This window comes from Desulfatibacillum alkenivorans DSM 16219 (assembly GCF_900142135.1).
In the GTDB taxonomy this organism is placed as follows: domain Bacteria; phylum Desulfobacterota; class Desulfobacteria; order Desulfobacterales; family Desulfatibacillaceae; genus Desulfatibacillum; species Desulfatibacillum alkenivorans.
In genome coordinates, this window is sequence record NZ_FQZU01000040.1 from 14,989 (window position 1) to 40,927 (window position 25,939).

Annotated in this window: 20 protein-coding genes; 15 read left to right on the top strand and 5 right to left on the bottom strand. The window is 55.9% G+C overall.

Going from position 1 to position 25,939, the window contains the following annotated elements:
- Positions 1-319: 319 nt before the first annotated feature.
- The 13 genes from nifH to BUE18_RS22530 all read left to right on the top strand — a co-directional run bounded on the left by nifH (position 320) and on the right by BUE18_RS22530 (position 13,637).
- A complete protein-coding gene (gene nifH / locus BUE18_RS22470) occupies positions 320-1,144 on the top strand; it encodes a nitrogenase iron protein (RefSeq protein ID WP_073478409.1) in 825 nt (274 codons plus the stop codon).
- Between the two features lie 41 nt (positions 1,145-1,185).
- Positions 1,186-1,542 carry a P-II family nitrogen regulator gene (locus tag BUE18_RS22475; RefSeq protein ID WP_073478410.1) on the top strand — a complete coding sequence of 119 codons (357 nt, stop codon included), beginning with the start codon at positions 1,186-1,188 and terminating at the stop codon, positions 1,540-1,542.
- Entirely contained in the window at positions 1,539-1,919 is a 381-nt protein-coding gene (locus BUE18_RS22480; protein WP_073478411.1) for a P-II family nitrogen regulator, read from the top strand. The genes BUE18_RS22475 and BUE18_RS22480 overlap by 4 nt, the downstream gene beginning before the upstream one ends.
- Positions 1,920-2,067: 148 nt before the next feature.
- Positions 2,068-3,771, top strand: a complete 1,704-nt coding sequence (gene nifD / locus BUE18_RS22485) for a nitrogenase molybdenum-iron protein alpha chain (protein WP_280173720.1) — start codon at positions 2,068-2,070, stop codon at positions 3,769-3,771.
- Positions 3,772-3,834: 63 nt separating this feature from the next.
- Positions 3,835-5,214: a nitrogenase molybdenum-iron protein subunit beta gene (nifK, locus tag BUE18_RS22490; protein ID WP_073478413.1), complete on the top strand. Its 1,380-nt coding sequence runs from the start codon at positions 3,835-3,837 to the stop codon at positions 5,212-5,214.
- 103 nt (positions 5,215-5,317) lie between these two features.
- Positions 5,318-6,679, top strand: coding sequence for a nitrogenase iron-molybdenum cofactor biosynthesis protein NifE (gene nifE, locus BUE18_RS22495; RefSeq protein ID WP_073478414.1), 1,362 nt, complete (start codon positions 5,318-5,320; stop codon positions 6,677-6,679).
- 11 nt (positions 6,680-6,690) lie between these two features.
- Entirely contained in the window at positions 6,691-8,067 is a 1,377-nt protein-coding gene (locus BUE18_RS22500; protein WP_073478415.1) for a nitrogenase component 1, read from the top strand.
- A gap of 70 nt (positions 8,068-8,137) precedes the next feature.
- Positions 8,138-9,412 carry a radical SAM protein gene (locus BUE18_RS22505; protein WP_073478416.1) on the top strand — a complete coding sequence of 425 codons (1,275 nt, stop codon included), beginning with the start codon at positions 8,138-8,140 and terminating at the stop codon, positions 9,410-9,412.
- Positions 9,413-9,480: 68 nt separating this feature from the next.
- The gene (locus BUE18_RS22510; RefSeq protein ID WP_073478417.1) at positions 9,481-9,783 is read left to right on the top strand and encodes a (2Fe-2S) ferredoxin domain-containing protein; all 303 of its coding nucleotides are present in this window, start codon (positions 9,481-9,483) and stop codon (positions 9,781-9,783) included.
- Between the two features lie 55 nt (positions 9,784-9,838).
- Positions 9,839-10,234, top strand: a complete 396-nt coding sequence (locus BUE18_RS22515) for a hypothetical protein (RefSeq protein WP_073478418.1) — start codon at positions 9,839-9,841, stop codon at positions 10,232-10,234.
- 48 nt (positions 10,235-10,282) lie between these two features.
- Positions 10,283-10,741, top strand: a complete 459-nt coding sequence (locus BUE18_RS22520) for a GNAT family N-acetyltransferase (RefSeq protein WP_073478419.1) — start codon at positions 10,283-10,285, stop codon at positions 10,739-10,741.
- A 15-nt stretch (positions 10,742-10,756) separates the two neighbouring features.
- Positions 10,757-11,881, top strand: a complete 1,125-nt coding sequence (locus BUE18_RS22525) for a homocitrate synthase/isopropylmalate synthase family protein (protein WP_073478420.1) — start codon at positions 10,757-10,759, stop codon at positions 11,879-11,881.
- Positions 11,882-12,122: 241 nt separating this feature from the next.
- Positions 12,123-13,637, top strand: a complete 1,515-nt coding sequence (locus BUE18_RS22530; RefSeq protein WP_083611226.1) for a vWA domain-containing protein — start codon at positions 12,123-12,125, stop codon at positions 13,635-13,637.
- A gap of 32 nt (positions 13,638-13,669) precedes the next feature.
- On the opposite strand, the gene BUE18_RS22535 is transcribed toward BUE18_RS22530, so the two are convergent.
- The gene (locus BUE18_RS22535) at positions 13,670-14,842 is read right to left on the bottom strand and encodes a type III PLP-dependent enzyme domain-containing protein (RefSeq protein WP_073478422.1); all 1,173 of its coding nucleotides are present in this window, start codon (positions 14,840-14,842) and stop codon (positions 13,670-13,672) included.
- 263 nt (positions 14,843-15,105) lie between these two features.
- On the opposite strand from BUE18_RS22535, the gene BUE18_RS22540 reads away from it, so the two are divergent.
- Positions 15,106-17,352: a hypothetical protein gene (locus BUE18_RS22540; RefSeq protein WP_073478423.1), complete on the top strand. Its 2,247-nt coding sequence runs from the start codon at positions 15,106-15,108 to the stop codon at positions 17,350-17,352.
- A 5-nt stretch (positions 17,353-17,357) separates the two neighbouring features.
- Here BUE18_RS22540 and BUE18_RS22545 read toward each other — a convergent pair whose 3' ends face one another.
- The 3 genes from BUE18_RS22545 to BUE18_RS22555 all read right to left on the bottom strand — a co-directional run bounded on the left by BUE18_RS22545 (position 17,358) and on the right by BUE18_RS22555 (position 20,076).
- Positions 17,358-18,347 (bottom strand): ABC transporter ATP-binding protein, encoded by a 990-nt coding sequence (locus BUE18_RS22545; RefSeq protein WP_170868436.1) that lies wholly within the window; start codon positions 18,345-18,347, stop codon positions 17,358-17,360.
- A gap of 20 nt (positions 18,348-18,367) precedes the next feature.
- Complete coding sequence (locus BUE18_RS22550; RefSeq protein ID WP_073478425.1) at positions 18,368-19,063, bottom strand: ABC transporter permease; 696 nt, start codon at positions 19,061-19,063, stop codon at positions 18,368-18,370.
- Positions 19,064-19,191: 128 nt separating this feature from the next.
- Positions 19,192-20,076: an ABC transporter substrate-binding protein gene (locus BUE18_RS22555; RefSeq protein WP_073478426.1), complete on the bottom strand. Its 885-nt coding sequence runs from the start codon at positions 20,074-20,076 to the stop codon at positions 19,192-19,194.
- Between the two features lie 496 nt (positions 20,077-20,572).
- Between BUE18_RS22555 and BUE18_RS22560 the strand changes: the two genes are divergently transcribed.
- Positions 20,573-23,179 carry a PAS domain S-box protein gene (locus tag BUE18_RS22560; protein WP_073478427.1) on the top strand — a complete coding sequence of 869 codons (2,607 nt, stop codon included), beginning with the start codon at positions 20,573-20,575 and terminating at the stop codon, positions 23,177-23,179.
- Between the two features lie 13 nt (positions 23,180-23,192).
- Here BUE18_RS22560 and BUE18_RS22565 read toward each other — a convergent pair whose 3' ends face one another.
- On the bottom strand, positions 23,193-25,733 hold the full coding sequence (locus BUE18_RS22565; RefSeq protein ID WP_073478428.1) for a response regulator: 2,541 nt from the start codon (positions 25,731-25,733) through the stop codon (positions 23,193-23,195).
- Positions 25,734-25,939 lie beyond the last annotated feature (206 nt).

Sequence of the window (25,939 nt, forward strand, 5' to 3'; positions counted from 1 at the left end):
ATTGAATAGGGCATGGTTTGTTGGATGCCCCCTCCGGAATTTATATACATAATTGTAGAAAGTAAGTATTCGATAGACAAAATTGTATATTATAATTATCCTATAAACAAAATTGTAATAAATAAGGGGCCATGCTCGCCTGCAAAATGTCCGGCTCCGCCCTTTTTTAAAGAAATATCTCTCATTATACCAGAACTTTATAATTGTATGAAGCATTCACTCCACCCCCCTTGGCACATGCGTTGCTCTTATACCCAGGCAACCGGTTGGGATTAAGTCACCCTATACCCCCTGGCAAACTAACAAAGGAAACAGAAAAATGAGAAAAATCGCAATTTACGGCAAAGGCGGAATCGGCAAATCCACAACAACCCAGAACACAGTGGCTGGTCTGTCTGAAATGGGCAAGAAAATCATGGTGGTCGGCTGCGACCCCAAAGCGGACTCCACAAGACTTCTTTTGGGCGGTCTGGCCCAACGTACGGTTCTGGACACCCTGCGGGAAGAAGGCGAGGACGTGGAACTGGAAGACGTGCGCAAGGTCGGATACGCCGGCACCCTCTGCACCGAGTCCGGCGGCCCTGAACCAGGGGTGGGCTGTGCGGGCCGCGGAATCATCACCTCCATTAACCTTCTGGAGCAGCTGGGGGCTTACGCCGACAGCGAAGAGTTGGATTACGCGTTTTACGACGTCCTGGGCGACGTTGTGTGCGGCGGATTCGCCATGCCCATTCGCGAAGGCAAGGCCCAGGAAATTTACATCGTGGTTTCCGGCGAGATGATGGCCATGTACGCCGCCAACAACATCTCCAAGGGCATCGTGAAGTTCGCCGAAGCCGGCGGCGTCCGCCTGGGCGGCCTCATTTGCAACAGCCGCAACGTGGATAACGAGCGTGAAATGATCGAAGCCTTTGCAGCCAAGCTGGGCACCCAGATGATTCACTTCGTCCCCAGGGATAACATGGTGCAGCGGGCGGAAATCAACAGGAAAACCGTCATCGAGTTCGATCCCGGCCATTCCCAGGCGGACGAATACCGCACTCTGGCCAGGAAGATCGACGCCAACGAGATGCGCGTGATTCCCTCGCCTTTGGAAATCGAAGAACTGGAAAAACTGCTCATTGACTACGGCATTGCGGCCTAACAAACCATCCGGAAACCAGAACCTTAAGGAGAACTTAAACCATGATAATGATCCGTTCAATCGTCCGTCCCGAAAAAGTAGACAACGTGCTGGCCGCTCTGATGGAAGCCGGCTTCCCGGGAGTCACCAAGATGTCCGTTGTGGGGCGCGGCAAGCAACGCGGAATAAAAATAGGCGAAATCACCTACGATGAAATCCCCAAGGAAATGCTTCTGACCGTAGTCAGGGACTCAGACAAGGATTTCGCCGTAAGAACCATCGTAAAGGCTGCGCGCACCGGCGACAAGGGCGCATTCGGGGACGGCAGGATCTTCATCATCCCCGTCATCGAGACCTACACCATCAGCTCCGGCATCAAGGAAACCGAAGACGGCGCAACGGAAGAGGTGCAGATATGAAAGAACTGATCGCCATCGTACGCATGAATATGATGAACAGGACCAAAAAGGCCCTTGCGGACATTGGACTGGGCTCCATGTCCGCCCGGGACGCACTCGGCCGCGGCAAGGGAATCGTGGACCTCAACCTGCTGCAAGGCGCAGAGCTGGGATACGAAGAAGCCATCTCCCAACTGGGCCAGAGTCAACGCCTTATCCCCAAGCGCGCCATCATCATGGTGGTGAACGACGAACTGGTTGACAAGGCCGTAAAGACCATCATCAAGGTCAATCAAACCGGCAAGTCCGGGGACGGAATGATCTTTGTGATGCCCTGTGCGGAAGCGGTCCGGGTTCGCACCGGGGAAGAGGGAGAAGATACTCTGGACGAAGGATAACGCCAGGATTGGAAGCAAGTTCCTCAACCGGAACCCCGTAACGGCCCGCGCCAAAGCCTTTGAGACGCCGCTTGAAAAAGCGGTGTCCGAATCCCGGGGCTCTTGGCAAGACCAGGCCGCCCCGTCCAAAAATGCGGGACGGCGGGCAATGAAGACACTGAAATGTTTTGAAATAGGAGATTTTCCCATGGCCGAGGCCGCAAAGGATTTATCGACCGAAAAGGTAACTCTGGATAACCTTGATCCGGAAGAAGTCAAAGCCAGAATCATGGCCAAATACCCGCCCAAGGTGGCTCGTAAAAGGTCGAAACAGTTTGTTATCAACAAGGTGGGCGAAGACGGCAAAACGCCCGTGATCAACGCCAACGTGCGCACCGTTCCCGGCCTCATGGGTCAGCGCGGCTGCTGCTACGCCGGCTGCAAGGGCGTGGTTTTGGGGCCCACCAGGGACATCATCAACATCACCCACGGCCCCATTGGATGCGGTTTTTATTCCTGGCTGACCCGCCGGAACCAGACCGATCCGGAATCCACCCCGGACGGACACAACTTCATGACCTACTGCTTTTCCACCGACATGCAGGACGAGGAAATCATCTTCGGCGGGGAAAAGAAGCTGAAACAAGCCATTCAGGAGGCATACGACAACTTCAAGCCCAAGGCCATCGCCGTATTTTCCACCTGCCCCGTGGGGCTCATCGGCGACGACGTGCACTCCGTATGCCGTGAAATGAAGGAAAAGCTGGGCATCAACGTATTCGGCTTCTCCTGCGAAGGATACAAGGGCGTCAGCCAGAGCGCGGGCCACCACATCGCCAACAACGGCATCTTTAAACACGTGGTGGGCCTGGACGACACTATTAAAGAAGGAAAATACAGGATCAACCTCCTGGGCGAATACAACATCGGCGGCGACGCCTTTGAAATCGAAAGAATCTTTGACAAATGCGGCATCACCCAGGTTGCGACCTACAGCGGCAACTCCAGCATCGATGCCTTCGCCAACTCCCACACCGCGGACCTGAACTGCATCATGTGCCACCGCTCCATCAACTACGTGGCCGAAATGATGGAAACCAAGTTCGGCGTGCCCTGGATCAAGGTCAACTTCATCGGCGCGCACGCCACGGCCAAGTCGCTCCGCAAGATCGCCCAGTACTTCGGCGAGCAGGAATTGATCGACAAGGTGGAGGAAGTCATCGCCGAGGAATTGCCTGAAGTGGAAGCGGCGTGCGCTGAAGTCAGGCCCCGCACCGAAGGCAAGCGCGCCATGCTGTTCGTGGGCGGCTCCCGCGCTCACCATTACCAGGAGTTGTTCGGCGAATTGGGCATGAAAACCCTGTCCGCCGGCTACGAGTTCGGACATAGGGACGACTACGAAGGCCGCAAGGTGCTGCCCGACATCAAGGTGGATGCAGACAGCCGGAACATCGAGGAATTGACCATTGAAAAGGACCCGGAACGCTTTAATCCCCGAATCAGCGAAGAAAGAAAAGCGGAGTTGGAGAAAGCCGGTTTTGCGTTCAACGATTACGACGGCATGATGCCTGAAATGCCGGACGGAGCCATGGTTATCGACGATTTGAGCCAGTGGGAGACCGATCAGCTGATCAAGATCTTCAAGCCGGATCTCTTCTGCGCCGGCATCAAGGAAAAATACACCGTGCAGAAACACGGCATCCCGCTCAAGCAGCTCCATAGCTACGATTACGGCGGACCTTATGCCGGCTTTAAAGGCGCTATCAATTTTTACCATGAGATCGATCGCATGGTGAACAGCCGGGTGTGGGAATACATGAAGGCGCCCTGGGACAAGAACCCCGAACTGGCGGCCACATACGCCTGCGACTAAATGGCGCAAGATTAGAATCACATCGGGAACCAACACCGATCGATAACAGGAGAAAGAATTCTCATGCTACTTAGACATACTCCAACGGAAATCAAAGAACGCAAGGCCCTGACCGTTAATCCGGCCAAAACCTGCCAGCCCATCGGGGCCATGTACGCCTCCCTGGGCATCCACGGCTGCCTGCCTCACAGCCACGGGTCCCAGGGATGCTACGCCTACCACCGCAGCGCCTTGACGCGTCATTTCAAGGAGCCTGTAGCGGCGGCCACCAGCGCATTCACCGAAGGCGCCTCGGTATTCGGCGGGCAGGCCAACCTGCTGCAGTCCATTGACAATATCTTTACGGTATACAACCCGGACGTCATCGCCGTGCACACCACCTGCTTGTCCGAAACCATCGGCGACGACATTCCTCAGATTGTGGCCAAGGCCAGAGCGGACGGCAAGGCGCCGGCCGGCAAGTACATCATCCATGCCAATACTCCCAGCTATGTGGGATCGCATGTGACCGGCTACTCCAACATGGTCAAGGCCATGGTGGACTATTTCTCCACCTCAACGGGCGCCAAAACCAAGGCCGTCAACCTGATTCCCGGGTTTGTGGAGCCTTCGGACATGGCGGAAATCCAGCGCATCGCCGAAGTCATGGGCGTACCCTACATCATGTTCCCGGACACCTCCAAGGTCCTGAACGGCCCCCTGACCGGGAAATACAAGATGTTCCCGGATGGCGGAACGACCATCGAAGACCTGCATATGACAGGCGACAGCAAAGGAACCATCGCCCTGGGCCGCACGTGCACTATGGCCGCCGCCCGCGCTCTGGATTCCAAGTGCAAGGTCCCCTGCGAAATCCTGGATCTGCCCATCGGGCTGCAAGGCACGGACGAGTTCGTGGATAAGCTCCGCCTCATGGCCGGCGTAAACGTTCCGGACGTCCTCAACCTCGAACGCGGCCAGTTGGTGGACTGCATCTCGGACTGGCATCAGTACTTATACGGCAAACGCGTGGGCGTGGTGGGCGATCCCGATCAGGTTTTGGCCCTGACCAGGTTTTTGGTCTCCCTGGACATGAAGCCGGTGCACATCGTTTCCGGCAGCCCGGCCGGAAAGAAGTATGTCAAGGCCCTGGAAGAAGTTGTGGCGGACATTGGGGAAGAGGTTAACATCAAGGTCCCCGGCGACATGCTGCTCTTCCACCAGTGGATCAAGAACGATCCCGTGGACCTCATCATTGGCAACACCTATTGCAAGTACATCGCCAAGGATGAGGACATCCCCTTTGTCAGGCACGGATTCCCCATTTACGACCGCATGGGGCACTCCTACTTCTCCACCATGGGATACCGGGGCGCCATGCGCCTGATGGAGCAAATTCTGGGCGTCCTCATGGACCGCCAGGACAGGGACGCCACGGACATCACCATGGAACTGGTTATGTAGCAGAGAGGAAATATGACGATGGACGGAGGTCCCTTGCAAAAGGGACTCCGGCCCGGAGTCAGGGCATCCTCCATAAAAGAGCAGCATGGATTAGGAGAGAAATATGTCGTCCATACCCATCCTGAAATCGCGCGAGGCGCAAATACACACCAAAGGCGAAAAGCCTTTTGACATGACCTGCGGAAAGCACAGCGTAGCGGGTTCCGTCAGCCAAAGGGCCTGTGTGTTCTGCGGATCCCGGGTGGTGTTGTATCCCATAGCCGACGCTTTGCATTTGATCCACGGCCCCATTGGCTGCGCAGCCTACACCTGGGACATCCGGGGCGCGCTTTCTTCAGGACCCCAATTGCACAGGCTCAGCTTTTCCACGGACCTTAGGGAAAGGGACGTCATATTCGGCGGCGAAAAGAAACTGGAAGCCGCCCTGGACGAACTCATCGACCATTATAAACCCAAAGCCGCCTTTGTTTACTCCACGTGCATCGTGGGGATCATCGGCGACGACGTGGCCGCAGTCTGCCGCAAGATAGAGGCCAAAAAGGGAATCCCCGTCCTGCCCGTCCATTCGGAAGGGTTTAAAGGCACCAAAAAGGACGGCTACAAGGCGGCCTGCGACGCCCTGTTCAAACTGGTGGGCAAAGGCTCCACCGAAGGCGTCTCGCCCATCAGCATCAATATCCTGGGCGAGTTCAACATCGGCGGCGAAGCCTGGCTCATCAAGGAATACTACGAACGCATGGGCGTGCAGGTGGTTTCGGTCATGACCGGCGACGGCAGGGTGGACCAGATCGGCAAGTCCCACGGGGCGGCGCTCAATGTGGTCCAGTGCTCCGGCGCGCTGACCTTTCTGGCCGAGATGATGAAGGAGGAATACGGCACGCCCTACATCCGGGTTTCGTACATCGGCATCGACGACATGGCCAAGTCCCTGTACGACGTGGCCGCCCGGTTTCCGGACAACCCGGAAATCATGGAGCGCACAAGGAAAATCGTCCGGGAGGAGGTGGAAGCCATTCTGCCCGAGCTGAACGAGATCCGGAAGGACCTGGAAGGCAAAAAGGCCGCCATCTACGTGGGCGGCGCGTTCAAGGCCTTCTCCCTGATCAAGGCCCTGAACTACCTGGGCATGAAAGTGGTGCTGGTTGGCTCCCAGACCGGCAATAAGGAAGATTACAAAACCCTGCAGGAGATGTGTGATGACGGCACTATTATTCTTGATGACGCTAATCCCCTGGAACTCTCCAAGTACATCATCGAAAAAGACGCGGACCTTTTCATCGGAGGAGTCAAGGAGCGTCCCATCGCATTCAAAATGGGCATTGGCTTTTGCGACCATAACCACGAAAGAAAGATCCCCCTGGCCGGATTCCGGGGCATGCTCGCCTTCGCGCGGGAGGTCCATACCTCGGTAACCAGCCCGGTTTGGCAGTTTTGCCCGGCTCGCCTGGGCAACAAAGAAAAGTAGAGGAGGCGATCATGAAATTTGCGGGAAAGACCGATAATTATGCAGCCACGCAGAACGCCTGCAACCTGTGCTCCCCGCTGGGCGCGGCCCTGGTGTTCAAAGGCGTCTCCAATTGCGTTCCTCTGCTTCACGGATCTCAGGGCTGTTCCACCTATATCAGGCGCTACATGATCAGCCACTTTAAAGAGCCCATGGACATCGCCTGCTCCAATTTCGGCGAACACACGGCGATTTTCGGCGGCGGCGCCAACATCAAGCTGGCCATCGACAATATCCGCAGCCAGTACAGCCCGGAGTTGATCGGCATCGCCACCACGTGCCTGTCCGAAACCATCGGCGACGACGTACCCATGTTCATCAGGTCATATAAGGAAGAATGCGAGGACAAGGAAAACCTCCCCGCCCTGGTTCACGTGTCCACCCCCAGCTACCAGGGAACCCATATGCAGGGCTTTCACGGCGCCGTAAGGGCGCTGGTGGAAACCCTGGCCGAAGCCGCGGAAACCGGAGACAAGCCCCTGCTAAACCTGTTTCCCGGCATGGTCTCTCCTTCGGACTTGCGGCTGCTTAAGGAAATCGCCGCGGATTTCGGCATGGAGCCCGTCCTGATCCCGGATTACAGCGACACCCTGAACGGCCCCTTGTGGACGGAGTACCAGCGCATTCCCGAAGGCGGAACCACCATCGAGGCCATCAAATCCACCGGCGGAGCCGCAGCCTCCCTGGAATGCGGAATGATTCTGGCTGGAGAGCCTGAGACCGCCGGAACCTGGCTGGACAAAAAATTCAGCGTGCCAGCCCATCGGATCGGCCTGCCCATCGGCATCCGCGAGACCGACAAGATGATGGACATCCTGGCCGAAGTGAGCGGAAACCCCATCCCGGACAAATACCTGGGGCAGAGAGGCCGCCTGCTGGACGCCATGGTGGACGGGCACAAGCATTTGAACGGCGTGAAAGCCGCCCTGTTCGGCGAGGAAGACCTGGTAGCGGGCCTGGCCGCCTTCTGCAGCGAAATCGGCGTGATTCCCGCCCTGTGCGCAACGGGCGGCGGCGCCGGACGGTTTGAAAAAACCATCAAAAGCGTGGTTCCGGAAAGAATCCACCGCAAAATGGAAATCATGGAAGACGTGGATTTTGTAACCATCGAAAAGGCCCTGGAAAAAACAGGCGTGGACCTGCTCATAGGCCACAGCAAAGGCTACGCCATGTCACGGAGACTGAAAACCCCCCTCCTGCGGGTGGGATTCCCGGTCCACGACCGGGTGAACGGCAGCAGAACGCTGCATCTGGGCTATCGGGGCGCGCAACAGCTTTTTGACAGGATAGTCAATAAAATCATTGAAATAAAACAAGATCGCTCGGACGTAGGATACACCTACATGTAGCTTCGGACAAAACGAACACGCCGAAACCCTCTAAGAATAATAGAAAATCCGAGATGGAAAGGGTCGCACCATGAATTTTGACAACCATCCCTGCTTTAATCCCAATGCATGCAAATCCTTCGGACGGGTCCACCTGCCGGTAGCCCCCCGTTGCAATATACAGTGCAAGTTCTGCAACCGGAAGTTCGATTGCGTCAACGAAACCCGCCCCGGCGTGACCAGCGCGGTGCTTTCTCCTCTCCAGGCCATGGTTTACCTGGACGAGGTTTTCGCCAAAAAAGGCAACATCTCCGTGGTTGGCATCGCCGGCCCCGGCGATCCTTTCGCCAATCCGGCGGAAACCCTGGAAACCCTGTCCCTGACCCGGGAGAAATATCCCGACGTCATGCTGTGTCTGGCCACCAACGGGCTTAACCTCTACCCGTACGTGCACGACCTCAAACAGTTGAACGTCAGCCACGTGACCGTTACGGTGAACGCCATAGATCCCGCCATCGGAGCCGACATCTACTCCTGGATGCGCGTGGGCAAAAGGGTGGTGCGTTCCGAGGCCGGCGCGGCCGTGCTGTTGGAAAGGCAGTTGGAAGCCATCCAGGCTTTGAAAGCCGAGGACATGATCGTCAAGGTCAACAGCATCATCATTCCCGGCGTCAACGAAGACCATATCGCCGAGGTGGCGAAAAAGATGTCCGATCTGGGCGTGGATCTGTTTAACGCCATGCCTTATGCGCCCAATCCGGGCTCGGATTTTGAAAATCTGCCCGAGCCTTCCAAAGACACGGTGGAAAAGATCCGGTCCGAGGCTTCCAAGCACGTCAAACAAATGCGCCACTGCACCCGGTGCAGGGCGGACGCCGTGGGCCTTCTGGGCGAGGCCCATGATCAGGGCCTGATGAAAACCCTCCAGGCCTGCCAGCGCCTGGACGTGGAGCAGGCTATGGTCGGCGAGGTTTCCTCCAGGCCGTGCGTGGCGGTGGCCAGCATGGAAGGCGTGCTGGTCAATCAGCACCTGGGCGAAGCGGAGACCCTGCTGGTTTACGGCGAAAAGGACGGACGGGTCCAGTTGCTGGAAGCGCGCACCACTCCGGCGGCGGGCGGCGGCATGGAACGCTGGACGCAGTTGGCGGAAACCATTTCGGACTGCGGCACGCTTTTGGTAAGCGGCATAGGCCCCAATCCCCAGCAGGTGCTGTCGGAATCCGGCGTCAAGGTTTATGAAATAGAAGGATTAATCGATGAGGCGGTCCGGGCGGTGTTCGCCGGACAGCCCTTGAATCACATGGTCAAGCGCTCGCTCACCGCCTGCGGCGGCGCGTGCGGCGGCAACGGCATGGGGTGCGGTTGATTAGGGAGAGCGCCCCCAGGCTAAATGGTAAGAACAACCCTTTATTGAGTGTGTAAGGAGCATTACAAATGGAAAAACCTGAACATCACATTTTTGTCTGCGCCAGCTTTCGCGCCGACGGCGACGCCAAAGGCGTTTGCAACAAAAAAGGCGCTGTCAGCCTGCTGCCGTACATTGAAAACGAAATCATAGACCGGGGCCTGGACGCTCAGATTACCAGCACCGGCTGTATGAAGGCCTGCGACCATGGCCCGGTCATGGTAATCTATCCCGCCGGACTTTGGTACGGCGGAGTGGAAAGCGAAGACGCCGTCGATGAAATTCTGGATGCCTTGGAAGACGGTGAGGCAGCCGAGTCTTACGCCTTGTGATGAATAAGCGCGGCGCCCGATTGACGGGCGCCGCCTTTACCTTGAGGAAAAACTCATGTCCAAAGAAAATTGCAGTCATTTTGTGGATGAAGCCAACAAGTTCCTGCAGACTGCCAGGCGCGGACATCGCCGCAGTGCGGTTTTTAACAACAGCATGATTTACCACATTGTGTGTCTGAGCATCGAAAAATACCTGATGGGCCTGTTCGCCTATCATGACGCCCTGCCCATGCACAACACCCTGACCTCCATGATTCGGGAGGCGGCCCCTTTGGTCAATCTGCCTCCTTTTTTAATCGAGGAAGTCACGGCCATGGACAACATTGTCAACCTGTGCGATCCCGGCGCTCCTTTGGAGACGGCCCTGACCGACGATCAGTTGCAGGGCATGATCATGACCGGGGAAAAGGTGCGGGAACTCGTCAACGGGGTCGTGTTCTGCGCCGCCTAAGGCGCCCTTCGCCCCCTGACGCACAACATTGCGGGAAAGGCCGAGGCTATGAACATAACGATTCGCAATGCGGAGTTTGAGGATCTGGAAGCCATGATCGGCCTGCTGGATGAGTTGTTCGCCATAGAAGCCGACTTTGCCGCGGACAGGGCCAAGCAAAAAAGAGGCCTGAAACTCATGCTGGACGGATGCGGCAAGCACCGTTGCGTGAAAGTTGCGGAAGCCGGCGGCAAAGTGATTGGCATGTGCTCGGCCCAATTGCTGGTTTCCACCGCGGAAGGCGCTTATTCCGCTCTGGTGGAGGACATGGTTGTGACTGAATCCCTGCAAAAACGGGGCGTTGGGTCTATGCTTCTTAACGCCGTAACCGAATGGTCCAGGCTCCGGGGCGTTACGCGCATGCAGCTTTTGGCGGATAAGGACAACAATCCCGCTCTCAGCTTTTATGAAAAGCAGGGATGGAGCGGAACCAAGCTCATTTGTCTGCGTAAAGCGGATATCAGTTAGAAATGCGAGATTAAGATGGAAGAAAAAGTTCCGGTCCATATCATTGACACCACCTTGCGCGACGGGGAGCAGGCGCCTGGCGTAGCCTTTGATAAAAGGGAGAAAATCGCCCTGGCCATGATGCTGGATCAGGCCCATGTGGACGAATTGGAAGTAGGCATCCCCGCCATGGGGCCGGCCGCGCAGGATGAAATCAAGGCCATCGCCTCCTTGACCCCGGATTGCCTGCTGACCGCCTGGTGCCGGGCTTTAAAGGACGACATCGACCAATCTTTGCCATGCAACGTGACCGGAGTGCACATCAGCTTTCCGGTTTCGGACATTCATTTGGAAGCCATGGGCAAGACAAGGCGCTGGGTTTTGGATCAGCTCAGAGAGTTGATACCCTACGCGCTAAAAAGGTTTAGCCGGGTTTCCGTGGGGGCGCAGGACGCGTTCCGGGCGGACATGGCGTTCTTGGAGCAGTTCGTCCACTCCGCCAACCTTTGCGGCGCCCATCGGGTGCGCATCGCCGACACGGTGGGGCTTGCCAGGCCCTCCCAGGTGGAAAATATGGTGCATGTTTTATCCAAGGCTGCAGGAAAAACGGCCCTGGAGTTTCACGGCCATAATGACCTGGGCATGGCCGCGGCCAACACCATTGCAGCCATCGAGGCCGGCGCCCAGGCCGTCAGCGTGACGGTCAACGGGTTGGGAGAACGGGCGGGCAATGCTCCTTTGGAGCAGGTTGTGGTGGCCGTCGGAACCCTGGACTCCCGCTTCACAGGCATGGACGCCACACGCATGAACGAAATATGCCGCTACGTAGCCGAGATCGCCAACAGGCCCATCCCTGCGGCCCAGCCCATAACCGGGCAGGCGGTGTTCACCCATGAGTCCGGGATTCATTGCGCAGGCATCCTGAGAAATCCCCATACCTATCAGCCTTTCGAACCCGAGACCGTAGGCCGGGATAGGGCGCAGCTCGTTATCGGGCGTCATAGCGGCTCCGGCATGATTCGGCATGTGCTGGCCAAGGCGGGCGTGCGCCTGGAAGAGGGTAAAACCGAATCCCTGATGGCCGCCGTAAGAATGGAGGCCCTGAAAAAACGCTCCGTGCTTTCCCCCGGCGAGCTTGTCAGGATCTACAACACCGTTTAGCAAAAACATGCGCTTATCCCGGCGGGGCGCAAAACTGCGCCCTGCCGGGGCTTCATGGCTGAAAAGGCGCCTCCCTCTTGACAGAATTCATCTTTTAAAAATACTCTGGCCCCATCATCCTCGAACAAGACCTCCGTTCGCCGGCTGCGTCCGATTGTACGATCTTTGCCGACGACCAAAATATGGGAGGGGAAAATCCTATTATTCCATTTGGTTGTACACAGTTTAAGAAAGGGAGAGCATGCGAAAAGGTTTTGCTAGGCAATGTCTTCTGACGATCGTGTTGTTTGCTTTCATTCTTGATCCGGCGGCGGCCGAACCTCCCGGGAACATGCTGGTTCTGGACTGCTCCCAAAGCATGCAAAGAACCCTGGATACAAGGCCGGGCATGGAAAATGCGCGGCCTGCAGCCTTGCGTTTCGTCAAATCGCTGCCCCAGGAGTCTTTGGTGGGCATTGTGGCTTACGGCCAGAGTGCAGCCAAAGGCTGCGACGACGCGGAAGTGCTCGTTCCTCTCGCCCCCTATGACAGAAGGGCTTTAATTTCAGCCATCAAGAAAGTGCAGCCCCAGGGCAAAGCGCCTTTGGCCGCGGCTTTGCGCAAGGCGTGGGAGCAGGCGGCCGGCCTGAGTCAGGGCTGCGTCATCACCTTGATAACGGACGGTTGGGACGACTGCTGGGGCGATCCTGTCTCCATGGTGGAGGATTTGAAAGCCCAGGGCTTTGGGATTATGGTGAATGTAATCGGGGAGGCGCCCAGTCGCGAGGACGCCGCCAAACTGACAAGGCTGGCCCGTGCGTCGGGAGGCGTCTACTCCTCCGCTGATACGCGCGCGGACCTGATCCTCAGGGCCGCCGAGGCTGCTGAAAGCGCAATCGCTGCAAACCCGTTCGCTCAGGCTGACCGGCCGAATAGAAAGCCGGGGAAGCCCCAGGAAAGATACGGCCATGGCTCCAGGCGGCCTCTTGCTGCGACGGATGAAGTCCAGGGAGGCGGCGGCGCCCCCGGAGCGCTGCAGGCGCAGTTTGTACAACTGCCTGGTTGGACCGGAAGCAAGGTTTCCATCCAGGACTACACAAAAAGCGGCGCCTCCATGCTCATTGCCGAGCAGACCCTGCAAAAAAATTATGCGCGAATCAGGACGGCGGTCAAGGCGGGCTCCTCAGGCATCGCCTCCAATCCGTATTCCGTTGACGGAATGCCGGACCTGACGGACCCGGGCGTTACAAAAACAACTTCCAAAATCAACGGGTTTTCCGTGCAAAACGTGTATGACAAACGCCGCAACAAGGGCTGTTTGGTCATCCTGCTTCATAAAGATAATAAATCCAGGCGGCACGCCCTGCTATCCCTTGTATACAATAACATCAGCGCCGACCGGGCCATGGAGCTTTCGCGGTTATATGATTGGCGGGCTTTAAAGGAAATCACGCGCGACTATAAGGCCATATTGCGGGAGGCCGAAGGACAGGGGAATGCAAACGCCTATCCGGGCCCGGGCTTTAAAGGCGATGGAAAAATATTCATTACGGCATTAAAAAGAGGAAAGCCCGTACCGGCCAGGGTGCGCTTCTTCAAGCGTGGAACCATGGAAGTGGTGTTCACCAGGGAGATCTCCGGCCGCCGGCGGGTTGAACTAATAATTCCCTATGGCAGGTACGACGTGGGCGTTAAGCCCGAAGGCGAGCGCGAAACCATAGAAGCCAATGTGGATGTGCTGCGCGGCGAAACTCCGGAAGTGGTTATGCGATTTTAAAGGTTTGCAGTCGTTGCGCGGCAAAAAAAATATCAGAAGCCCGGCGCCAGTTGTTCTCCCTCGAGAAAGTACAATCCCGGCGCTTTGGCCCCGTTAAAGCCCGTCTTCCGGGAGCCCCGAATCATTGAAGCGCAATAAGCGCCGGCGTTGCATATGACTATGCGGCTGGATTGGCTCGGATCCGCGTGATTCACCCGCACTTCGGGAAGCAGGGCGTCCGCCGTGAATGTATCCACCCCGGAGCTGGTGCATCCGTGCACCTGGTAATGGTAGAATCTGCTCGCTGGCGCCAGACCGCAAATAGGGTATTGGAGGCGATTGTTCATGGTCAGAATCTCTCCATGCCCGGCAAAGACCGAGGCGTCCACAAAAAGCCTGCGGGGATAACAGGATTCGTCGGTGTGGACCGCTGTCGTCAGGGTCACGGCCGCATCAGCCGCCAGAAAACGGCTGGGCTGCATCCATAAAACCGGGGTGAAGGGATAATACTTGCCAATCGCCTGCTTGATGGCGTCGGCCACAGTGCATGCGTCCGGCGAGGCGCCTTGATAATGGGCGGGAAAACCGCCTGCAATATGGAGGATTTGCAGGGAGGGGTATTCTCTTGCCAGCCTGGCGCATGCCGAAATTCCCGCCTTCCAGTTTTCCAGATTCACGCATTGGGAGCCCGGATGAAACGACAAACCGCAAACCTCCACCCCCCTTGCCGCCGCATAATCCAACAGCCGGTTGGCGTGATTCTCCTCCACACCCAAGCGGTGGCTGTCGGCGATTAGGCTGCCGGCGTTGGATGATGATACACGGATAAGGATTTTGGCGTGAGGCGCATTGGCCGCCAGGTTTTCCATCTGGCTGGCGCTGTCCGCGGAAAAAATGCGGACCCCCTGGGCGTACATTTCCTTCACGCTGTCCGCCGAGGCGATGGGGCATCCGTTAAAGCAGTCAGCTCCCTCCCTGGCAACCTGTTTGACATACTCCAACTCCACCGGATTGCCCGCGTCAAAACCGCATTGGTTTTGGTGCAAGACTTTTAGCACCTGAGGCAAAGGGTTGCACCGGACGCCGAACAGGATTTTATCCGGCCGGAGGGCCTGCCGTAAATTCCGGAGATTTTTTTCTATGATGTCCAGATTGTAGACGAAACACGGGGTGTCCAATTCGTGGATACGGGGCATCAGGATTTTAAATAACGTATTGAGATCCATTCCTTTTAGAGCCTGCTTGGGAAACCGAACGAGGGGGACTAGCGTTGGGGGAAACATACATCAATGGGGATTGGGGCGCAAGCAATAAATGCGCAAATAATTGAAATAAATTTGGAATTTTTATGAAAATAGCGATTTCATGGCGAATTATCTTGAAATTTCATTAAGAAAATGAAATATCACTAAAGTAACGCTGAAATTTTTTTTCCGGTTTCATTATACTGCTTGGTATTCTTTTTTTCATGCGGCTTAGGGAGTCAAGCATGCCCCATTTTGATCAAAGTACGGAAAATGTCCGCGAAGCCTTTTCCCGCGCCTTTCCTTCTCCCAAGGATTTTCGGAATTTCAAGGAAAATGACTTGAAAGTTTCACCGGGCGCTCTGGCGAAAATCCTGGAAATCGCCGATTCACAGGACTTCCTGGTTTCGGATTACCCGGACATTCCCATGAATAAGGAGGCCGCCTTTCAGAGATTTCTGGCTCGGGAGGGGGCGGAGAGGGAAAGGAGGCGGGGTGAGCCCATGCCCTCCGATCTTGGTTTTGCAGGGTTTCTCAGGATATTGTGGGATCATACCGGGGTGGGGTCCGCCTCCGCCCTGGTTGAGAATCTCAATGAGATTGCCAAAAAGCTCGGCATGGCGCCGGTTCAGGAGTCCATGGTCAGCCGGCTCAAGAGCCATTTCAACCTGAACACCCCCAAAAAGCGCAACTTCATCAGGCTGCTTTGCTTCTGGATCGGGCTGCGGGCCGCCCGGGTCTTGCCGTGGGATTACAACACCTTTTTGGCCCTCCCCTTGGATGAAACCGTCCCTGCCCCGGTTCCTGAGACCGAAGGCGTCCGGCTGAGTTTGATTGCGTCGGACAAACGGATGATGGAGTGGCTGCATAAGGAATTGGCGGAAAGCCTGAAATATCTCCGGTTTCATCATCTGGACCCTCGAAAAGCGGTGCGCTTTGAACGCATTATCTCCCTGGACATACCCAAGCTGCCTGGCCCTTCCCGCGAGCCCAGGCTGTTCGGAAAAGCCGTCACCGAGGCCTTGTCCCTGTCCCACCAGGCCACGGTTCGGTGGCTGTTGTCGGATTATCACGAGCCGGACGTCCGTTTGGGCGTTTTGATTTCAGCAGGCAATTTCGATTCAATGGAAACCAGCGTGAAGCTGTTATCGGCGGCGTCCTCTTTCGTGGGGGCTGGCATACTGGTGAACGATTTCGGAAGGTTGTGCGCTCGCATGGCCGAGGTCAAAGTCGTTTTCGGCCGGCAGCCTGGGGGTGTGGATGTGCAAGGAGGAACGGACCAACTGTGGGAAGTGGAGGGCTTTTGGCCGTCTTTTTTTAAACTTGTCCCCCAACTCCACGAGCCGGATGTTATTCCGCGGAAAAGGGAGTATTTTCAATCCTTTCAAGAGGCGCTGTATACGGCGGATCATGCAAAGGCCCCCTCCTTCCGCGCCCTGACCGCTATCAAGAGATACCCCCAGAACTCCTTTGTCATATTGGAAATATTCAAGGCCTTGTTTTTGAGGCGGATGTTCCAGGAAGCGAACGAGGTCCTTTCCACCCTGCTGGCCGCCGAGCCGGCCAACATCATCGCCCGCTCCATGCGCATCTCCTCCTGTTTCTATTTGGGCATGAGGCACGCCGCCCAACCCTCCTTGTCGGATTTGTTTTTTGACAGGGCTTTGCGAGAGGCCGAATTCGTTGAGAACCGCTGCATTATAGACGATGAGGAGTTTTACGGCAAGGTGGGGAGGATACACTTGGCCAGGGCCTTGCGGGACCTGTCTTCTTTATGGGAGGGAAATGGCCGGGAGCGGCTCTGCCTGGAAGATGTGACGGGCTCCTTAAAAAAATGCCTGGCCTGCTATGAAAAGGGCGTTGTGGCCTCTCCCACGGGCAAAGGCGCTCAATCCATCTTTTGGATGATTCATGTGAAGTCTTTGTTGGAGATTCTGGAAAAAAATCCGGCCCCTCCTCCTGACGGCGTTCTGATGGACGAACAAGGGATTTACCTGAAGAACGCATGGGACCTGTTTTCTTTTCATGGCTGGGTGGATCCGGAGGACGGACGATTTCTCATGCACCGCGTTCAGCCATTGGTGGCGTCTTATGGAACTGCATCTCAATTGGCGTCAATCACGCCGTACTCTTTATATTCCGTGGCCGCATTTCAGCATGACATGGCGCCGGTCCTTTCGGTGGGCGGCGTCAAGTTAGCCCTGGCCTATATCGACGAGGCGGAAAAGGCCGCCGCACGGGTTCCCCGGTTCATGGGACTGTACTCCATTGGAGGTTGCTTATGTCTTATTCAATCACTGGAGGAGTTTTTAGAGTGTTGCGGCGCATCCCGGCAGGCTATCCTGAAGAAGTATAAGGACTATTTGGAAGGAGCACGGGACGAACAGGTCATCCCCTGGAAGGATCGCATGGGGCTTCGGCTGTGCTTGATTAACTTAAACCGGCGGCCGGGGGCGGACGTCTTGTTTTGGGAAGAGGACGAGGAGGAATAAAGAATTCATCCGTTAAGGATTTTGACGGCGTGGGATGGAATGGCCACGTGCACCTTGTCCCCGATGCCGGGCGCCATGGCCTTGTATTCTTCCTCCGGCATGATGACCGAAATCAGGGCGCCTGCATCCACCACGACGCGTATCCCGTTTTTCTCCCGGCTGATCTGATGGATGCGCCCTGAAAGCCCGTCTTCCGGCCCCGGGGCGCTGGTATGATTGATTTTCAGGGCGGAAGGGTCCAAAGAAACCCGGACTTGCCCCGCAAGGCCTTCGGGCAAAGGGAGCCTTGTGCCGTCTCCGGAGGCGAACCAGACCTCTCCGTTTTCCGCCCTGGCGGCGCTGCCCGAAAGAATGTTTTCCAGCACGGAATCCACCGGCCTGCCCCCGTCCAGATACACCGTCTCGTGGGCCAGGTTTCTGGCCCAGACCGCGTCATGGCTCGTGAAGATGACCGTGATGCCTCGCTCTTTATTGATTTGCCTGAGCAGACTCACAATGATCGCCTGATTTTGGGAGTCCACGCTGGCTAACGGCTCATCGCACAATATCACCCTGGGCGACAGGGCCAGGGCCCTGGCTATGGCGACCCGTTGCGTCTCTCCGCCGGACAGCTTGTGAGCCCGCGCCTGCTCAAAATGGTCCAGGCCCACCAGCTTCAGGTTTTCCCGAATGATGTTCCTGCGCTCCTCCTTGCCGGCCTTGCGCAGCTTAAGCCCGAATTCCATATTTTTATACACCGTCTGGGAAAACATGATGGGGTGTTGGTTCATCAAGACCACTTCCCGGCGCAGGGGATGCATATGGGATTCCGTAAAATGCACTTCCCGGGAGTCATAGGCCAGAGAGCCGCTGGCGGGGCGGCTTAAAAAGGCGAGGATGGACAGCAGGGTGGTCTTGCCGGCGCCATTGGGGCCCAGCAAAGCGGTGATTTTGCCCTTGGGGATATCCAAAGAATCCACGTCCAGGACAGTCCTGCCTCCGAATATTTTGGTCATTCCCCTGATGGAGTAGATCATCAAGCCCGCACCCGCGACTGAAAAAGAGTAAGGGCGAAATTCAGCCCAAAAGCTATGGTTAAAAGCACCAGCCCCAAAGCCACGGCCAGGATGAACTCCCCTTTGTCGTACTCCAGGGCCATGGCGGTGGTCATGGTGCGGGTGAAGCCTTTGATGTTTCCGCCAAGCATCATGGACACGCCCACTTCGGCGATCACCCGGCCGAACGCCGCCGTGATCGCCGCCATGATTCCGTACCTGGCCTCCATGGCGACAACCATGGCCGTCTGAAACCGGTTGGCGCCCAAAGTCATGGCGGTCTGGCTGTACCGTTTGTCCACCTTTTTTACGGCGGTGATGGTGAAGGCGGCTACAACCGGAATAATCAGGATGGACTGCCCGATAATCATGGCCTGCTGGCTGTACAGAAGATCCAGCGGACCGAGAATTCCCCGGCGGGAAATAAAAGCGTAGACGAATAAGCCCACAACCACCGTGGGCAGGGCAAGCAGGGTATGGAGGATGGTGGTGACCATGCCCTTGCCGGGGAATTTGCCAAAGGCGACCCAGAATCCCAGCGGGACTCCCGTCACAGCCGCGATAAGCGTGGAAAAGCCCGAAACCGTCAAGGAAACCTTGACGATTTTCAATAATTCCTCATCAGCGCTGGCCAAGAGCAGCAAGGCCGACCAAAAGCTGTCAATCAGTAAGTCCACGGTAATCCAAAGTTCTTCAGGGTTAGAAAGCAGTCTTCCTGCGTTGGTAACATACTATGGCGGATGAATCGAGATTAAAAATGGGAAAGGCCGGAAAGCATTCCGGACCTTTCCCTCATTAAAAACCGCTATTTGGCGTCTCCAATGAACAGAGGACGTCCCACCAGACGGTAGTCGTTGATGAGCTTCTGTCCACGGGCGGAAACCAGCCATTCGGCGAATTGCTTGGCCAGGTCGTATTTAACATGGGGGAATTTTTCGGGGTTGATCGGAATGACGCCGTAGGGGTTGAAAAGCAGAGGATCCCCTTCGCAAAGCACTTCCAGGTTCAGGCCCTGGTCCCTTCCGAATTTGTACTTGAGATACGTGCCCCTGTCGCTGATGACGTATCCGGCCTTTTCCTCCGCAAAAGTAAGGGCTTTGCCCATACCCTGGCCAATGGAGTTGTACCAGTCGCCGTTGGGCTGCACAGCGGTTACCGAAACCTCCTTGCCCTTTTTGACGATGGTCTGGGTTTTTTCTTCAAGCTGTAAACCCGTGGCCTGCCACAGCGCCTGCTCCTTGGTATGCGTTCCCGAATCGTCGCCGCGGGACACGAACAAGGCTTTCGCCTGGGCGATCTTTTTCAAGGCGTCGGCGGCGCTGGCGTCGCCTTTAATCCCGGCGGGATCGGAGGCGGGGCCTAAAATCACGAAATCGTTGTGCATGACAGCATAGCGCTTGGTCCCGTAGCCTTCAGCCACAAAGGCTTCTTCGCGGGATTTGGCGTGCACGAAAATAACGTCCACGTTGCCGTCCATTCCGTCGCGGATGGCTGCGCCCGTTCCCTTGGCGATGACTTTCACCTGAATGCCGGTGTCCTTTTCCAACGCAGGAAGCAGGATGTCCAGCAGCCCGGAGGCCTGGGTGCTGGTGGTTGTGGACATTTTGATGACCTTGTCGCCGGCGAAAGCGGACGGCGCCAGGCAAAGGCAAAGCAAGGCGATCCCAAACAGAGTGGCAATTCGTTTCATTTGATAAGTCTCCCTTTCTTTATGAAAATGACGATAACCCCAGGTACTGGAGCCGAACGATAATAGGTATTTGTATATATTTGTTAAGATTTTTATCAAGAAGTTTTTTTAATTACCTTGTGAGGATAGAAGTAACCAAAATTAACTTATGTGGAGTGAAAATGCCGCCTTTTCCAGGCAGCCTTAGGAAAAACGCTTCATTTAAGCGCCGCGAATGAGACCCTGCCCCAGAAAAAGCCTCTAGGAAGCCGGGAAAAGGAAGAAAGAACGCCGGCATTCCTGTTTTTTGATCCAAGACCTGGGAAAATTTGATGCAGGATACAATTATATGCCTTTCAATCGTGTTATGTCATTGGATAGGCGCCTGAATTTCAGGGGGAATGCGTAAGCTCCCTTGACTCGTATGACATCGTGTTATAGGTCAATAGCCGTATTCAAATTTATACGGGCTACCCGCCCCAATCAGGGTTTTATTGCAGCATTTTTGAGAGCGTTCATGACCTTTTTGTCGTCCTTGCACATATTATCCATGGCGTTTGGTTTGGTTTTGGCCGTGCATGTCACAGGCAAGGACTTTCGTTCCTGGACGGGGCGGTGGTGCTCCATACTCATTGTATGCTTCAGCATCTGGAACGGAGGGATGGCGTTCAAGCATCACCCCCTTTCCACCGCGGAGCTTCAACCGATTTTGTCCAGCGTCAACGCCATTGGGTGGATATTCGCCCCCGGGGCGGGTCTGTGTTTTGTTTTGGCCTTTACCGGGCGGGAATGGATTTTCCGGACCAAATGGTTTTGGGCGATATTCGTCGGATTGCCCGGGGTGCTGCTCTATCAGCAGTTCACCGGGAACATTGTGGTCAGACACGAGCTCAAACCCTTTGGGTGGTATGGAGTATTCGGCGACACCCTGTGGGCCTATTTGTTTTTGTTGTATGAGATTGTGTGCATTGTAAGCCTTTTGGGGATAAGCTGGCAATACGCCAGGAGGCCTCATTCAGGCCCCCGCAAGACCCAGGCCCGGATTGTTTTTTTCTCATTGCTGCTTTCCGCCATTCCAATCACCATCAATACGGCGCTAAGCATTGTTTTTGGCGCCACTTCCGTTCCCGAGCTGGAAAGCATTTTCATGCTGATTTTTTGCTGCGGCATTGTTTACGCCATGTCCCGGTACCGCTTTCTGGACCTGACTCCCTCCCTGGCCGCCGAGAGCATTGTCGCCAATATGCCCAGCGGAATGATGCTTCTGAACAAGGACGGCGTGCTGGCCATCGCCAATGAACAGGCCATGGATATGCTTGGCATGCGTCAAGGCGAGATGGCGGGGCGGCATATCAGCGAATTTTTGCATGAAGACCAGATGGTGGAAGGCCTCCGGAACGATATCGTCCATGGAAGCAATTTTAAAAACCGGGAGATCAATTTACGAACCAGAGGCGGAGACTCCCTGCCCGTCAGCATGTCGCGGTCCGTTATGAAAGACTACGACGGCGATGCAACGGGCATCGTCTGCCTGGCTACGGACCTCACCTACGCCAAAGAAAAAGAGAGGCTGCTCCGGGAGAGCGAGGAAAAGTATCGCGACCTGGTGGAGAACATCAATGAAGTGGTCTATTCTCTGGATGAAAAAGGGCGTCTGACTTACATCAATCCCAGGATCAGAACCTTGATGGGATATCATCCTGAGGAGCTGTTGGGGAGAGACTTCAATCGGCTCGTTCATCCGGCTGATCTGGAAGAAGTGGCCAAGCGTTTTCGGGATGTTCTGGCCGGATACGCATGGTCCCATGAATTTCGGGTGTTGGACAAGACCGGAGAGGTTCGCTGGGTGTATTCCTCCAACCGGCCGGCTCGAAAGGATGACGTGATCATAGGCGTCCAGGGGACCCTCATGGACGTGACGGGGCGCCGCAAGAGCGAAGAGGAGAAGCTGAGGCTGGAAACCGATCTGCGCCGGTCTCAAAAAATGGAGGCCGTCGGAACTTTGGCCGGAGGCATAGCCCATAATTTTAATAATATCCTTTATCCCATCATGGGATACGCGGAAATGGCCCTGGAAGACTTGCCCGAGGACAGCCCGGTGCGAGAGGAGTTGGAGGGCATTCTCACGGCCACCCATCGGGCCAAGGACCTGGTTAAGCAGATTCTGGCCTTTTCCCACGTGACCAAGGAGTCTTTTCATCCCCAGGACCCGCGCCCCATCATGGATGACGTCATTACTTTCATCAAAGGGGTTCTGCCCTCCACAATTCGGATAGAAACCCGCCTGGACGACAACGCCGGCTTTGTGATCGGAGACAGGGCCCAACTGCACCAGATGTTGCTTAACCTGTGCACCAACGCCTATCAGGCCATGGCTTCCAAAGGAGGGGTTTTGGAGTTGCGGCTGGAACGGTTCCAGCCTTCCTCCCAGGAGGTGATTCCCGGGCTTCCCCCCGGCTCAGGACCGTACATGCGATTCAGCGTGATCGACACCGGGGAGGGAATGCCCCAGGAGGTGATGGACCGGATTTTCGACCCCTATTTCACCACAAAGCCGGTGGGGGAGGGCACGGGAATGGGGCTGGCCGTCACTCACGCCATGGTGGAGAAGCACGGGGGCGTCATTCAGGTTTTCAGCCAGCCGGGAAAAGGCGCCCGGTTCGACATACTATTGCCGGCCGCCCCGGCCTCCCGTCAGGAAGTCAAGATTCCTGAATCCCATGAAAAGGTTTTGGGAAACGGAGAACGCATCTTGCTGGTGGATGATGAGGCCGCGGTGAGAAGGGTCACGAAAAGGGCTCTGGAGCGCCTTGGCTATGTTGTTGTGGAAGCGCCGGACGGCCTGACCGCCTGGGAGGCTTTTCAGCAGGCCCCCGATAGCGTGGATCTCATCCTCACAGACCTCACCATGCCCGGCCTGACCGGGGAAGTGCTGGCCCAACGCATTCGTAAGGAGCGGCAGGACATGCCGATTATCCTGATTTCCGGATACAGCGAGTCGGACGGCGGCGGAGACGAGGAGGCGGATCCGTCATCCTCGTGGGTGCGCATGATGAAGCCCCTGGAGCAAAATCAACTGGCCCGGATTGTTCGCCAAAGCCTGGACCGCGCCCGGAGCGCATAGCCGCATAGGCTTTCTACGCCGCTTTTTGCAGGGATTTTTTAACCTCAGCGGCCAATTCATTCATGGATATGGGCTTCCGGAGATAAGTGACCGCGCCCAGGTCCAACTCCCTCAGCTTTTTTATCTTTTCGGAAAAACCCGTACAAATGATGATGGGAATGTCGGGTCTGACTGTCCTGGCTTTCTGGGCCAATATATCGCCCGAAAGATTGGGCATGGCCATGTCGGTTATTATCAGATCAAAATCGCCGGGAGATTCCAAAAACCTTTTAAACGCCTCCCGGCTGTCCGTAAACGAGGTGACCTGGTATCCGAATTTCTCCAGCATCAGAGTGTTCATTTCAATAATCTGAGGCTCGTCATCCACCATGAGCACTCTCTCGGTCCCTCCTTCCGGAAGCGCGGGCGCGGGCTCCGGCTCCGGGACGGCCTGATCCGAGGCTGGAAAAAGAATGGAGATCCGGGTTCCTTGATTGGGGGCGGTATCCACTTCAATGGCGCCGGAGCAGGAGCGGACAATCCCATGCACCACCGACAGGCCTAACCCCGTTCCTTTGCCTAATTCCTTGGTGGTGAAATAAGGGTCGAAGATGCGATCCGCCGTTTCCTTGCTCATGCCGATTCCCGTATCCGCAACTTCCAGCCGAATGTATGAGCCGGCTTCCAGATTAAGGCTCCGGGCGGCGTCATCATCGTTCAGCTCCACGGATTTCACGCTGATATCAAGAATCCCGCCCCCCTCCTCCATGGCGTGGGCGGCGTTGGTGCACAGGTTGATCAAAACCTGATGAAGCTGCGTGGCGTCCGCCAGGATTATCCCCTTGTTTTCCAGGCCGGTGCAGCGAATTTCAATATTGGCGGCCAAGGTCGCCTGCAACAGGCCCACGGACTCGCTTACGATGGATGACAAGAGAACGGGCCGCTTGGATAAGGGCGTGTTTCGCGAGAAGCTCAGCAGGCGCCTGACCAGATTGCGCGCCCGCATGCCGGCAGATTTGATTTCGATTAACTTGGCGTAAGTGGGGCTCCAGGCCGGCGCATCCGCGGCGGCCAACTCGGCGTTGCCTATCATAATGCTGAGAATATTATTGAAGTCGTGGGCGATTCCTCCCGCCAAAGTGCCTATGGCCTCCATTTTCTGAGACTGCCTCTGGTCCTCCTCCAGTTGCAGACGCAGAGAAATATCTGAAAACGCGCTGAAGACCGCCTCTATTTCTCCCTTGTTTCCATAAACAGGCGCGGCGCTCACTTCCAAGGGAACCTGGCGCCGGTCCCGGCCGATGGCCATGATGCGCTCATTTTCCACGGTCTCTCCGGCAAAGGCCCTCTGCGCCGGCAGCATGGAAAAGGAGATGGGCTCGCTTGATGCAATATCCCGAAACTCCAATTCAAAACAGTCTTCAAGAGCAAACCCATCGTCTCCGCCCTCCCGGCAAAGAACGTCCTTGATTTTCTGGGACTCCTGATTCTCAATTATCAGCTGTATCCGGCCGTCCGCCTTTTTGAGAATTTCAATGGCCATGGGGGCTTGTTCAAGGGTTTCATGCAGGATGCTCAAGGAGGTGTGCAGGTCGCGCTCCGTGGCCTCTCTTAAGGCGATTTCACGCCCCAGGCGCCTGTTCCAAGCCAGGATCAAGCCCATTATCAAAAACAGGGAGGCGCCGGCGCCCGCCCCCCATATCAGGACGTCCTGCAAGCGAATTCCATGCTCATAACGCAAGGACAACCATTTTCCCTTGATTTCGTTTTTTTGCTCCGTGGGCAAGGCATGCAGCGCTTTATTAAGGATGGACTGAAGCTCGGGCCAGTCGTTTCGCACGGCGAAATGCAGATTATAAGCCTCATAGGCCGTGGGGGCGGCCGCCTTGAGGTTGGACAGCCCGTACCTGTCTATATTGTATACCGAAGTCGCCAGGTTTTCGATGGTGGCGTCGGCCTTGCCTTCGCTCACCATGCGGAGCGAGTCCAAAGGCGTGGCGGCCGGAATCCATTCATAAGCTATGCCGTCCTTGGCCAGCCAGTCCCTCCAGGCGATGTCTTTCACCCCCGACAGCTTTTTGCCGTTCAGATCATGGATGCCGCCGATAAATCCGGTGTCTGAAGTTGTAATGATGAGCAAGGGGAAGGACATGAATGGATCGGTAAAGCTCCAAAAGGCCTTTCTTGGCTCAGAGACTGCAGCGCAGGGTATCCAGTCCACCTCACGATTTTTCGCCATTTCCAAAACCCGGGGCCATGGAATGTCCGGGATAACCTCCACCTCCAACCCCAGCGTCCCGGCCACTGCCCGCATGATGTCCGCCGCGACTCCTTTGGGGGCCGGGCCGTCCTCGTAAAAATAAAAGGGAGGAAAATTCCGGGGGCCGGCCACGCGGATTTTACGATGCTGGGCGAGCCAGTCTTTTTCAGCCTGGGTGAATGACAACCCTTCCGGGTATGCAGGCTGGTCAACATCGGCGTATCCAGCATTGCTGAACAGGCAGACGCCAAAAATATATAACAGGATAATGCCAATAAAAAAGATGGTGAATTGCCACCTAAAAGCATGTCTCATATGGAAATTGATCCTTAAATTACAGCTGCTTAACAAGTCGCGCCTGTCGGAGGATCCTATGGACGCAATTAACCTTATCGGAACAATTCTCAAAAATATTGAATGTAAAATTATTGGCCCAAAAGGGCGCTATAGAGAATATATGAACTGAACGCTATTCAGATAGATTGGGCGCGCATCCATTCGCAGCCTACATGCTTTTCCGG